The organism is Lysinibacillus sp. RC46 (genome assembly GCF_041262385.1).
Lineage (GTDB): Bacteria > Bacillota > Bacilli > Bacillales_A > Planococcaceae > Lysinibacillus.
In genome coordinates this window covers 71,013-83,813 of sequence record NZ_JBGCCF010000013.1, presented here as the reverse complement: position 1 = coordinate 83,813, position 12,801 = coordinate 71,013, and the positions used below count along the sequence as shown (strand labels likewise).

The 12,801-nt window shown below is 38.0% G+C and carries 14 protein-coding genes; 2 read left to right on the top strand and 12 right to left on the bottom strand.

All coding sequences use genetic code 11. From position 1 onward, the window contains the following. Positions 1–118 precede the first annotated feature (118 nt). The 6 genes from ABH966_RS13695 to ABH966_RS13670 form a co-directional block, all read right to left on the bottom strand. Entirely contained in the window at positions 119–1,348 is a 1,230-nt protein-coding gene (locus tag ABH966_RS13695) for an aminopeptidase (protein WP_370079280.1), read from the bottom strand. 1 nt (position 1,349) lies between these two features. Beyond that, on the bottom strand, positions 1,350–2,498 hold the full coding sequence (locus tag ABH966_RS13690) for a DEAD/DEAH box helicase (protein ID WP_370079278.1): 1,149 nt from the start codon (positions 2,496–2,498) through the stop codon (positions 1,350–1,352). Positions 2,499–2,765: 267 nt separating this feature from the next. Next, positions 2,766–3,467, bottom strand: a complete 702-nt coding sequence (gene cuyB, locus ABH966_RS13685; protein ID WP_370079276.1) for a cysteate racemase — start codon at positions 3,465–3,467, stop codon at positions 2,766–2,768. Beyond that, positions 3,467–4,696, bottom strand: coding sequence for a carboxylate--amine ligase (locus ABH966_RS13680; protein WP_370079274.1), 1,230 nt, complete (start codon positions 4,694–4,696; stop codon positions 3,467–3,469). Before ABH966_RS13680 ends, cuyB begins: the two co-directional genes overlap by 1 nt. A gap of 123 nt (positions 4,697–4,819) precedes the next feature. Next, on the bottom strand, positions 4,820–5,806 hold the full coding sequence (locus ABH966_RS13675) for a C39 family peptidase (RefSeq protein ID WP_370079272.1): 987 nt from the start codon (positions 5,804–5,806) through the stop codon (positions 4,820–4,822). Positions 5,807–6,075: 269 nt separating this feature from the next. Then, positions 6,076–7,578, bottom strand: coding sequence for a class I adenylate-forming enzyme family protein (locus ABH966_RS13670; RefSeq protein WP_370079270.1), 1,503 nt, complete (start codon positions 7,576–7,578; stop codon positions 6,076–6,078). 671 nt (positions 7,579–8,249) lie between these two features. Between ABH966_RS13670 and ABH966_RS13665 the strand changes: the two genes are divergently transcribed. Continuing rightward, the gene (locus ABH966_RS13665; RefSeq protein WP_370079373.1) at positions 8,250–8,846 is read left to right on the top strand and encodes a metallophosphoesterase family protein; all 597 of its coding nucleotides are present in this window, start codon (positions 8,250–8,252) and stop codon (positions 8,844–8,846) included. Positions 8,847–8,957: 111 nt separating this feature from the next. Here the strand turns inward: ABH966_RS13665 and ABH966_RS13660 are convergent, their stop codons facing one another. The 5 genes from ABH966_RS13660 to ABH966_RS13640 form a co-directional block, all read right to left on the bottom strand. Further along, a complete protein-coding gene (locus ABH966_RS13660) occupies positions 8,958–9,539 on the bottom strand; it encodes a DUF305 domain-containing protein (protein WP_370079268.1) in 582 nt (193 codons plus the stop codon). Between the two features lie 118 nt (positions 9,540–9,657). Next, positions 9,658–9,828: a cysteine-rich CWC family protein gene (locus ABH966_RS13655; protein ID WP_370079266.1), complete on the bottom strand. Its 171-nt coding sequence runs from the start codon at positions 9,826–9,828 to the stop codon at positions 9,658–9,660. A gap of 119 nt (positions 9,829–9,947) precedes the next feature. Continuing rightward, on the bottom strand, positions 9,948–10,145 hold the full coding sequence (locus ABH966_RS13650) for a gamma-type small acid-soluble spore protein (protein ID WP_370079264.1): 198 nt from the start codon (positions 10,143–10,145) through the stop codon (positions 9,948–9,950). A gap of 15 nt (positions 10,146–10,160) precedes the next feature. Continuing rightward, positions 10,161–10,370 carry a hypothetical protein gene (locus ABH966_RS13645; RefSeq protein WP_370079262.1) on the bottom strand — a complete coding sequence of 70 codons (210 nt, stop codon included), beginning with the start codon at positions 10,368–10,370 and terminating at the stop codon, positions 10,161–10,163. Positions 10,371–10,414: 44 nt separating this feature from the next. Continuing rightward, the gene (locus tag ABH966_RS13640; protein ID WP_370079260.1) at positions 10,415–10,648 is read right to left on the bottom strand and encodes a hypothetical protein; all 234 of its coding nucleotides are present in this window, start codon (positions 10,646–10,648) and stop codon (positions 10,415–10,417) included. Between the two features lie 377 nt (positions 10,649–11,025). Between ABH966_RS13640 and ABH966_RS13635 the strand changes: the two genes are divergently transcribed. Further along, a complete protein-coding gene (locus ABH966_RS13635) occupies positions 11,026–11,520 on the top strand; it encodes a L,D-transpeptidase family protein (protein WP_370079258.1) in 495 nt (164 codons plus the stop codon). A 459-nt stretch (positions 11,521–11,979) separates the two neighbouring features. Here the strand turns inward: ABH966_RS13635 and ABH966_RS13630 are convergent, their stop codons facing one another. Further along, complete coding sequence (locus tag ABH966_RS13630; protein WP_370079256.1) at positions 11,980–12,744, bottom strand: DUF2935 domain-containing protein; 765 nt, start codon at positions 12,742–12,744, stop codon at positions 11,980–11,982. Between the last annotated feature and the right edge of the window lie 57 nt (positions 12,745–12,801).

Genomic DNA, 12,801 nt, shown 5'->3' with positions numbered 1-12,801 from the left:
CCGATTCCGTGACATCTGCCGGAGGCTTTAACATCTTTCAGCGGGTGTTTGGACACCTGTACCTGTCGCTACGCTTTCGGTACAAAAGACATTTGCTGAAAGATGTTTTATCAAGAGCTTAAAATGCCCAGCTACCTTTGCGGAAAATTGGCTCTACCGTTCCATCTGGTAAAATACCGTCAATGTCCATCTCACCGCTACCAATCATAAAGTCCTCATGTGTCACTGAAATATTTGCACCTAACGCTTCAAGCTGTCCGTTTTCTAAATCTCTTCCACCTTCTAAGCAAGTTGGATAAGCTTCGCCAATCGCTAAATGGTTCGATGCATTTTCGTCAAACAATGTATTAAAATATAAAATCTCCGATGCTGAGATTGGTGATTCATGCGGTACAAGTGCTACCTCACCTAAATAGCAAGAGCCTTCATCTACATTAATAAGCTCCTGTAATAAATCATGGCCTACTTGTGCTTCAGCCTTAACAATTTTTCCTTCTTCGAATGTCAGTTTAAAGCCATCGATAATATTTCCTTGATAAACTAATGGTTTTGTATTGCTTACATAGCCATTTACACCTTGTTTCATCGGTAACGTATAAACTTCTTCAGTCGGCATATTAGCAATAAAGATAGTATCATCTGGCGTTTTACTACCTCCAGTAAGCCATTTATGCTGTGGTGCTAAGGCAATTGTTAAATCAGTACCTGGTGCTGTATAGTGCAGCTTTGCATATTTTTTATTGTTTAGCAGGTCCGCACGAGATTCTAAATTTACTACGTGTTCACGCCAGTTTTCAACAGCATTGCCTTCACCGATACGAACAGTTTTAAAAATAGCTTCCCACAATGCTGGTACTTGTTCCTCAGCCGCTAAGTTCGGGAATACTTTCGATGCCCACTTTGGAGAAGGGACAGCAACGATCGACCAAGCTATTAAATCCTTCATTACGGCGTTACGATAGTTTTTCAGAGCAGCTCCAGATACCTTTTGATGAGTAGCTAGGCGATCTGCTGAAATACCTGCTAATTTATCAGGGTCTGCAGCATCAATCCATAATAGTGCTCCTTTACGATCGATCACTTCATCACGCATTTTAACTACCCATTCTGGGAAACGATTAAATTCTTCATCTGAAGCATGCTCAAAGTAAGCACGATCCATTTCATCATCTGAAAAATTAACATGAACACGTCCTGCACCAGCTTTATAAGCCTCTTTCACAACTAAACGGGCGAAATCTAATGCTTCCACTGAAGTATTAACTAATAAGTATTGCCCAGGTTGAATATTAACACCGACTTTTACCGCAAGTTCTGCATATGCTTGTAATTTTTCTTCAAACGTCATATTATTTACCTCGCTTTTGTCCAATTGTTTTTGAATTACCCTCCACTAACTTGCCTTCATGCCATACTTTCTGTACAGGTTTCGCAGAAATTTCTCTTGTCCATTTTTTATACGTTTTTTCATCACGATAAGATAATAACGTTAATACTTCACCATCTGCTCCAGCACGGCCTGTACGACCAGAACGATGCAGATACTGCTCAATTGTTCTTGGTACATCGACATGAATAACATGTGTTAAACCTTCAATATCTAAACCACGTGCTGCAATATCTGTAGCAATTAAAATACGCGCATCACCTTTACGAAAAGCATCTAACGCCTTTTTACGTTCTTCCTTCTTCATGTCAGAATGTAATGTCACAATCGGTGCCGTACGATATTGTAATTTCGTTTCCTTCATTAGCAATTGATCGATATTGTTGACGAAAGCCAACCCACGTAATCCTTCTATATGTGATAGTCGGCGTAAGAAATCAGTTTTATCACGCTCCTCCACTTTCACGAAAGAGTGTACAACTTTACCAACCTTTAACATATCCTCTGGTTTAATTTTGAAACGTATCGGCTCGAACATCATGCGACTAGCCACTAATTCAATTTCCTCCGTAATTGTTGCTGAAACAACAACTACTTGTCGCCCAAATGCTGCACTTTCGATAAAGGATTTTACGACAACACGATATTCACGACTTAGTAACTGATCGCACTCATCTAAAATAACTGTTTCAATTTCTTTTAGCTTTAATTTCCCAGCACGTGCTAATTCATTTAATCGGCCAGGTGTTCCTACAACTATTGTCGGTTTTTTCTTTAACTTTTCGATTTGACGTGCAGAGTTTGCCCCACCAATTAGTTGTTGAACCGTAATATCAGAACCTGCTGTCCATTCACGGATAACCTCTACAATTTGCATTGCTAGTTCCTGTGACGGGGCTACAATAAGTCCTTGTGTTTGTTTTTTTGAACCGTTTACTTTATTTAGTAAAGGAAGTACATACGCTAAAGTCTTCCCCGACCCTGTCGGTGATTCGGCTACAATATCTTTGCCCTCAAGCATTGCTGGAATCATTTCTTCTTGAATTTTCATCGGCTCTTCAAATTTCCATTTTGCTTGTAAATCTTCATTTAATACATTTATTACTGACATGTAATTTCCCACCTTCTATCTACTTGACACTAGTTTAACACACTAATCATTTTCCTACTTCATATGTACGTAAACCTTTGTATAATCGTTTCAAAAACGGGGCTTTCTTAATCTCCCCAAATGAATTTTGAGTATACAGATAAAAAAATCTGCACGACTCATCACGGGATTTGTCAGCCTTCAAGCCCTTTTAGATACTTGAGATTCTTTGAAGGTTTACAACTTACCTGTGAAAAGCGTGCAGATTTTATTTGGTTCATACGATTGTTAATCTACAATTTCATAGCCACATGCTAATATAGCACGTTCTGCTAACACGATTAATGAGTCGATATATTTGTCACTTAATTTTAAATCTCGATTGACGATTGATAATTCAGTACATCCTAATACGATACGATCACAATTAAGTGCAAGCATTGCTTCTTCTATCGGCTGCCAATCCTCCTGAGAGACATCTTTTCCAGCCTTTACATAATCATAAATAATAGACATGACTTTTTCTTTCATCACATCGTCTGGAACTACTGGTATGATACCAAATTCCTCTAACGCATCTTGATACATACGTGAGGTTAATGTACCCGTTGTCGCTAAAATACCTACACGCTCTGCCCCTAAATCAGAGGCGCGCTTTGCCGTTTCCCTTATCATATGTAATACCGGAACCGGAGAACCTTCAACAATCTCATCATAAAAGGTATGTGCCGTATTACATGGAATAGCAATCACATCTGCCCCAACAGAAGCAAGCTTTTTTGCATCTGCGACTATCACTGGTACAGGGTTTTCTTTTGTACTATCTAAAATAAAGGCAGTACGATCAGGGATATTCGTATCATTATCAATGATTGTATGTAAATGTTCCTGATCCTTCGCTGCCTTCGTACGTCTTACAATCATTTCACCGATAAACATCGTTGCAAGTGGACCAACGCCACCAATTATACCTAAAGTTTGTTTTTTCATTAGTTTGACAGACCTTTGTTGTTAAAATATTTCTTATATTGGCGATAAAAGTTTAAATTATCAAGCGTTATATTCAACCAACGCTTCGCATTCATATCTTTATAATTAAAGATGGAATCCGTAGCCATTCCTTGGCGAATAAGGCTTTTCGCTTCTATCACAAGCTGTTCATTTTGAACATATTTAAAAAGGACACCATTAGGGACAATTGTCCAAAGATGCTTGTTCTGAACATATGTTAGCTGTTGCTTGCTTCCTCGGATAAAATCATCTGCAACATATTGCATTAAATTATAGCCACTTGCAGTCACATAATAATTTGAAAGTTCATTATGTAATTCAATACTTAATAACTTATATTGACCGTCACGTTCATCATACTTCATATCAAACGTGGCAAAGCCTTGGAATCGAATTTCTTCTAAAAACAATTTCACGCGGTCCATTAAGTCTTTATCGTATGCTGTCATGATGGCTACATAGCGACCAATCCCCTCTGGAGAATGCTCTTCTAAAATTGGGTTACCTACAGATAGCAGTTTTACCTTATTATCTTGCCCAACATAAGCATTTACGACACACATATGAGCATCTTCGCCAGGAATATATTGCTGTACCATTAAGTCATCTCGGTATGCCGATTCCTTATAAATGGCGTGGAAAATAGCATCCTTTTCGTCGTTATCTTTTGCAATATACACTTTTTTCTTGCCTCGAAAAATACATGTAGCATACTTTGTCATATTCAAAGGTTTAATGACAACGGGGTATTCAAAAGGAATGTCAAATTCCTCGTAATCATTGACGGTGCAAACATGCATTGCCGGATAGTGAAAGCCGAACTTCGCACAAAGTTCATACATGCTCTCACGCGTTAATAGCTCATTAGCAAGGTTTGCATCCACATAAGGAATTACAAAATACTCTGCTAGCTCCTCTTTATGTTGCACAATTTTTTTTACGTAAAATTCATCGCAGGCTAACAACAGCAATTTTTTTCCTGCAAATTCCTCTGCAATTGCCTTTAACGCCACGACAAAACGATCTTCAATATGGAGTCTTGGAACTTCACGAAATATTAATAAATCACTCTGCTGTATTTTCTCCATATTCGTATGATTTAATGCAAGTGGTTTAACGCCATAGGACTCGTAAAATGCTCTTGCCATGCCGTAAGCATTCATTTCATCTCCTAATAAAACCGGTAAAAAAGCGTGCTCAATGGCCATTCTACTCAACTCACTTTAGCTTTTATTTGGCTCTCACATCACGTGGGGGTCATCCCCAGTGACAAGCCTTTTTTTACAAGTGTAACATACTTTCCTTGTACGACTTATAACTCTTCTTTCGAATCATTTATGAACGGCTACAGCTTGTTCACCTAACTCTCTATAGCTTTTAAAAAACTGATCCACATTATAAGTGACAAAGCCTTTTAACGGGTCCATAACAACTACTTTATCTCCTAAATGCCCGGTTAAAACAACAGCATGTAAGTTCATATACGCTTCATGCGGCACTTTTTCACCTTCATAGATCCAGCCCTTATCTAGATCTCTTTTTGGCTCTGATAAATCTAATGTAACCCATGTCACAACAGGGACTCCCTCTCGAACAAGCTGTAAAATTTCGTCCTGCGTGGCACCACTCTTATTTGTCACCTGTAAGTTTGCCTGTTTATCTGCTATTACTGCCTCTGCGGCTTTGACAATCGGAGCTGCAAAGACATACATACCGTGTGCTTTATCACGAGGATTTCCTGCAAAAGCCTGTGCTGGATTTGGACCAAATCGTTGTCCGTCTACAGTACTTATTGTTTGCTTTGGTAAATAATTATCAGCCATTTCCAGCTTCGTAACGTCTAGCCCATAATAATTTAATACAGCTGTTAATGATGTTATTTCACAGCCATGTGGTAGTTCAGGATTTTGCATAACAACTGGTACATCCAGCTCTTGCTCATCCCTCGAAAAATGTGTTTCCAATCGATAATACGGCTTTGTCGCATCATATGTAAAATTTTCGATTGTCGTATAACCATCGTTTGTTGTACTATTTTCAAGCGTAGTTGCTGCCATAGCATATTTCCGCCCCTCGATAAGCTTCGAAAATGTTGCTTCGCCCTCTTCCGAGCCAACCGCATCCTCCACTACCTCTCCTTTCTCTACATCTGTAGCAGTTATATAAAGGTTAGGTATGGGTGCACCACTATTAAACTCTACCGTTAACACAGTTAATCCTTTGTTTTGCGTTTCATGCTGCGAAAACGGATTGCAACTTGAAAGTAGCATGATTATCATAATACCTATTAGTAAAAGGCGTTTATACCTCGTCCACAAGACAAATTCCGCTCCTATCTTGTTTGAAGACAATAACTTCAATTCTATTATATTATTTCAATTTGTCGCAGACTCTATTATACGCTAATTTCATAGACGTTCCTATTTTAACTTCTTTCAGCGGTTGTCCAAACATCCAGAAGTAAAAGCCTCGAACGCAATTGCGCAGAGGCCTAATATAAATCCTCTACACAATAGCATCTCTAAATTCAGTGTACGCCCGATAAGGTATTACTATGTTTGCTATTTTCGAGTTTCATCAAACCGTTTTACACGTTATGCGTGCTTACTCTTGGTCGTAATACATGCTTTAAAACTTTACCAGAAGCATTACGTGGCAATTCAGTTAAAAATTCAATTTCATGTGGCACTTTATACTTTGCAAGCTGAGTCCGACAATAAGCCATTATCGCCTCTTCATCGGAAGACTTCCCTTCCTTCAATACGACAAATGCTTTCGGGACTTCGCCATATACCTCATGTGGTAAACCTACAACGGCAGCCTCTAAAATTTCTGGCAGTTGATATAAAACCTCTTCGATCTCGATAGGATAAATATTTTCGCCACCTCGAATGATCATATCTTTTTTACGATCAACAATATAGAGATAACCTTCTTCATCAAAACGCCCTAAATCTCCTGAATAGAGCCAGCCATCTTTAATTGCTCTAGCTGTTTCTTCAGGGTTACGTAAATAACCTTTCATGACTTGTGGTCCTTTGACACAAATTTCTCCTACCTCACCCGCTGGCACCGTTTCACCAAAGCTATCAACAACACGGACGTCCGTTTGAGCTAATGGTTTTCCTACTGATCCAATCTTTGTCAATGCATCGGCATCTAAAAGAGAAGTAGTTGCAGGAGAATTTTCAGTTTGTCCATACAGGTTTTGTACTTTCACATTAGGGAAAGCCTCCTTCACTTGCTTAACAAGCTCATAAGGCATCGGTGCCGCTCCGTAACATAATAAACGTAAATTTTTAAATGTATGTTCCTTAAAGTTAGGTGTATTTAAAATAATTGTATACATTGACGGAACACCAAAGAAAATTGTTGAATCTGTAGCAACAAACTGTTCTAAAGTGTTTGTCGCAGAAAAAGCCTCTTCTATAACCATCGTACCGCCTTTATAAAACATCGGCATCGCAAATACATGAAGGCCTGCACAATGAAATAAAGGCGTACAAATAAACATTCTATCCTCATTGGTCATATCCATTGAGGACGACCATATATCCGCAGTTGATACAATATTTTGATGAGTTAGCATTACCCCTTTTGGTTTACCCGTCGTCCCAGAAGTATACATAACAACACCAGTATCATGAGGCTCCAATTTGACAGCTTTTCTTTGACCTGGATAGTTTTTAATAACGTCTTTCATCTCTTTGAGCCCTACAGTATGTTGAAATGGATAGGCAATAGTTGCGAGTACATCCTCTAACCTTTCATCATAAATAAGCCCTTTAGCTTCTGAATGATTAAAAATAAATTCGACCTCTGGAGCTGCTAGTTTTGTATTAATAGGCATGACAACATAGCCTGCTAACTGAACACCAATATAAGCGATTAAAAATATATCTGAATTGAGCGTATATAATGCAATTACATCATCTTTTTCAAAGCCTTGCTCTTGTAAGTATGATGCGAATGTTTCTGCACCTTTATAAAATTCACTATAGGATAGCTTTGTCCCATCGTAAACCGTTGCAATCCCATTTGGTTGCTGCATAGCATAGTTTTGTAGAATATCTGTCATTAACATCGTCATCATAAGCCCCCCAAATTTTTTAAAATTCATTTCCCTCATACCCTGTAGAATCGTTCTGGAAAAATCAGAAAATTCCAATTATATTTTATCAATCTATGAAAACGTTGGCAATTTTTCTACACATAAAAAATATAAGACTCATTACCGAAAGTTAGAGATGACATTTTATTAAAGTATTTGTCATGCGGGAAAATTGATTGGAGGGAGACTGCTGATTCTTTGGGATTAGCAATAGTGGAACGAAGGCTATATACATTACGTCCTAGGATAACGACTTCGTGACCAACATTTATTGGCCCAAGCGGCTCATAGGACGCCTCTAGGAAAGCACACAGTCGGAACGGAAATCAACTCGATGTTATGGTGATGAACTGAAATATAATCCATATGTAACTAAATATATTTATACATTTTACTTTTCTATCAATTTCTGTTAGGTGTATGATATTTGTATAATGAATAACTTCTTTCAGCAAATGTCTTTTGAACCGAAAGCATAGCGACAGGTACAATGTTTATCTGCACGAAAGCGAAGCGTCAGTGGCAAATGTTTTGGTAGCGAAAGCAAAGCGTCAGCTACAGATGTTTGGACACCCGCTGAAAGAAGTTAAAGCCTCCGGCGGATGTCACGGAATTATGCCGAGGCATAATTGATGAAAGGCCTGATTAAAATGTTGTACGCACTTTTAGGAGATTTACATTCTAATATAGAAGATACTAAGGCAGTTCTAGCCCATATTCAGCAATCTGCGAAAGATGCAAAGGTATTGGGATTAGGTGATTTATACGAATGTACTGTAAGTAAGAAAAAGGCTCAAACAATGTCGGGTATACCGCTACAAAAAGCTGCGATAGTCGAAAATGATTTTGAAAATTTACTAACATTCCCCTCTATTCGTGGCAATCAGGAAGAGCGTATTACACGTGTAACTGGTATTGAACGTTTTACAGAACTACCTGAGACAATGGAGATTGATGGTGCAACACTTATGCATGGACATCAATTTAAATGGAGTGTGACGTGGCAGCCTACATTTCCGCCATTTAATAAATCGCTTCTTTTCTTCGGACATAGTCATGAATCAGGTCTTTATCATCGCAATAAAAAGTTACCTATTCGTATTCGCTATGGCCAACCAATCGCATTACAAGAAAAGCAATACGGTATCAATGTTGGATCGGTTGTTGATCATCGAGAATGGTGTCTTTACGATAGTAATAAACGAACAGTAACATTTATGTGCGCTCCTTCTGTTGAGAATGTTTGATTATTTTTCATCAAGAGTTGAGTTTCGCTGATATACATTGTAGTCACAAAAAAAACGCTAAAATCGACTTCGACTCTAGCGTTTTTTCACTTTATAAATGTTAAATTCAAACTAGCAATTCTCGCAATCCTTTAAAGCATCTAGTAATTTTTCCATTTCGCAAATACGATCGCACATAGTTTGAATCATATTTCGAAGGATTGGTATTAATTCTTGGCAAATACAGAACCTTAAAACGTTTTGCGCTAGTCGAACGCCTGCCTGATGGTGAACAATCATTGTTCGCAGAAAGTTTATATTAATATTATTGGAAACTGGCGGTAAACTCATTGCTTGGAACATAGCCCCAGTAATTTCTTTATAAGCACACATATATTCGTACAATTCACATTCCGAATTTTGTACGATACAGCATCTATTTTGTATCGCTTCGAGGCATTCAACAGTTTCCGTACTTGTTGCTATTATTTCTAACGCGAGATTTTGTACAAGTATATTCGTGGTGTATCGCAAAACGTTTTCCGACAATTTAATAGCAGCTACTTGATGCGGTAATATTTGCTTAATAAAATTTTCTGAAATACTACATGTTATGGTCACATAGGTCATGCCCTGCATCATTTTATCGAGGATCCTTTGGTTTTCCTCTAAATAAACCTTTGTTACATTACTGAGTACAACTGGTTTAGTCATTAGACACACTCCTTTCAGAGTAATATATGTCCGATAGGTTGTTGTGCGGTAGACAATTGTACCAACTGATCTCTATTGTTTCGTAACAGCATTGAAGTATTTTTAATACCGAAATCGTTTAATCTTTTTTATATGTATCCAAGCACTTTTGACAAATACATTGCTCTTTAGGTACTTCTTCAAGGATTTCTTTAGGGAAACTCTTTGTCATACACCAGCAATCCTTTTGCCCATTTACTACCCCACAATGATTTTCTTGTCCACATAACGGACAACGTTTTTCCTCCATTCGCACACCTCCTTACATTTACTTTTCATTGTAAAATAAAGCTGTATTTTAATCAGTGATTTTTTTCATCTAAATAGAAAATAGAGGAGTACTTAATTTCATACTCCTCCCCAATTAGCTTATTGCTTTTTCCCATGAATCTGTTGCTTTACTTCTTCGACATCTGTATCACTATATATTTCCGTACCATGCCCACCTCTTTGGGCTAGTAGCTTTTTCACTTCGTTGTATGATAAACCACCTTCTGCATTTTCTCTTTTTACTTCATTAATATCTGTTCCAGCAGAAGTAAACTGAGCTTCATTATGGTCAGTCATATAAATCCCTACCTTCTATAATTCATCAGGCTGCAATTCGATCAATTCATCGCCTTCTCGTTCTACTTTTTTATTGAGTTCCTTAATCGGTATAGCATCAACCGTTTGCATATCTTCGTGTAAATCGAAAAGACTTATTGTATCTGATTCGACCATGTCTGGCTTGTTCTTGCTTGCTAAATTCATAAATATTTTTTTCTCATGTGGTATGTTTTCTATGTCCATCTTTGCTCACTCCTTTACCTGTAGCATGTGCAATATTGGACAAATCATGTACCTTTCGTTTTCGCACTTTTATCGATACGATGATATTCAGATATTTGAATGACCCGAACATTTCTTGTATGCAGCTCATGATACATCCCTCTACTATCTGTAAAGGATATATATTGATCTCGTTCGCTGCGAACTAATGCCTCTGCTTTTTCCTGTGATTCGATATGGATAAATCTCCGTACATAATGCATTTCATCAAAAAAATAAGTAATTTTAAATTCTTTCATAAATAACTCCTCGATTACTGGATATAGTTTGTTACTGCTTATCATATCCAACTAACTACAGTAGCTATCCTTATGAAAAATCAATTATGCTTCGGCATAATTACGTCTGGAATTGGCTTTATGGTTTAGGCCTGCAGATGTTTTTTGCACGAAAGCGTATCTACAGGTACAGGTACAGGTACAGGTGTTTGCTGAAAGAAGTTAAAGGTATTTTCTATATCCACGGCATAACCTGTATAAATGAAATTATTTTAGGCACATCACCATAGCGTGGGTTGATTTCCGTTCCGACTTGGCGCTTTCGAAACGACATTCGTTTTAACAAATATCATCCCCAACTTTTGGAGATGAGCCTTAATCTATTGGAGGTGATAAATTTGATTCATACAGTTAAAGCAGGAGAAACTTTGGCTCAAATAGCTAGAAATTATCGTACACCGTTATCATCCATAATGGCTGCTAATCCTGGGTTAGATCCGAATGTAATTTATTTAGGACAACAAATTGTTATACCTGGATTTCCTAATCCAAATACTATTCCTTATAGAATAGATATTTCTACGGAAAATCGATGGCTACGGTTATATAAGGATAATATTCTTCAAAAGCAATACCCAATTGCGGTTGGTAGGATGTTACATGATACACCTACTGGAAATTTTATAATCATTAATAAAGCTCCAAATCCCGGTGGTCCGTTTGGGACAATGTGGATGAGTTTATCGAAAGAGCATTATGGTATTCATGGAACTAATAATCCTAGCTCTATCGGTCATGCCGTTTCACGGGGTTGTATTCGTATGCATAATAAGGATGTCGAAGAGCTTGCAAGCATTGTCCCAATCGGTACTGGCGTTTTTATTCATCCTTAAAATTCAACAACGTGAGTGAAGCCGAGTAGCCTCCACTCTTTAAGTTAGGCGCTTACAATCATCATAATTCAGACTAAAAACATTCCTAAGATTTTATCGGAATGTTTTTTAGTTTTATCGGAACATTATGCTGATTTATCGGAATAAAAAAGGCAACCTGAAAATCTCAGGTTGCCTTCACTTTTTATGCCAACATCCAGGGTGACGTGCCAGAAGATACACGCTATGTGAAGTGGTTGATTGGAGTGAAGGCTGGGCGACTCCTTGGCGATCAGCGTCACAGATGAGAGCCTGCAGCGAAGCGGCTCATCGGACGCCCCCAGGAAGCTCTGCTCTGCGCGAAAGCGAAGCGTCAGCGGCAAATGTTTTAACTGTGCGAAAGCGAAGCGTCAGCAACAAAGCGCCCAGTCGGAACGGAAATCAACCTCTCACTTTGCTAAAGAGACCTCTTTAGTGAAATTAACCTTCGCCTCTAGATTGTGCAAGCTTCGATAAATAGTATTGCTCCTCTCTTAGCATATGATCCGCCATTAGAGCTGTAAATGTACCTAATACTTCTGCACTTAACTCCATCTCCTCTAACTCCCGTAAAAAAGTTTTGAATAATCCCATTTCTATATCCACATCATGATTAAAACGAGTTAATGCGGGAAATGAGTCTATATTTGAACGCAAGTATCCTGTAAGCTCTACTGCTTTTAAATAAAACTCTTCAAAATGTTGAGCGAAGGTAGTACTTTTTTGTCTCAATCTTCTTTCTACACCATCCAAATCGTCATGAATGATACCTGCATGTCCTGATGCATCTAACAGCCAGAGTAAGTGATGATGTAGCTCATGAAAGATTGGCGGGACTTCCCCCTTCTTCAAATAGCTAAGTACATTTTGATACTCCTCTAATTCATTCACCATATGATTAAAAAAGGTAGGTGGTAGATGGGTATTAATATTTCCCGTTAATTGCTTTCTAAGCAAATAAAATTTAAATTGCTTTAGTTGTTCTACAGCTTCATCGACTGTAAGTGAGAAGGAAACCGCATTATTGGCCTCTATCGAATTTACATAGGCAAGAAGCTGAGAAAATTGAAGAATAAATGCGCTCGCTCTTTTAATATCCTCTGTTTCCGATGGATACAAGGAATCATGAATAAATTGAGAATGGTCTTTCAGTATTCTTAGCCAAAACCTATGTTCAAACATCGCATGCTGTAAGTAATTCGACAACCAGTCACATCTCCTTTATTCTATACGTTCCTCTATTCTATTCTTCATGAAAATCTA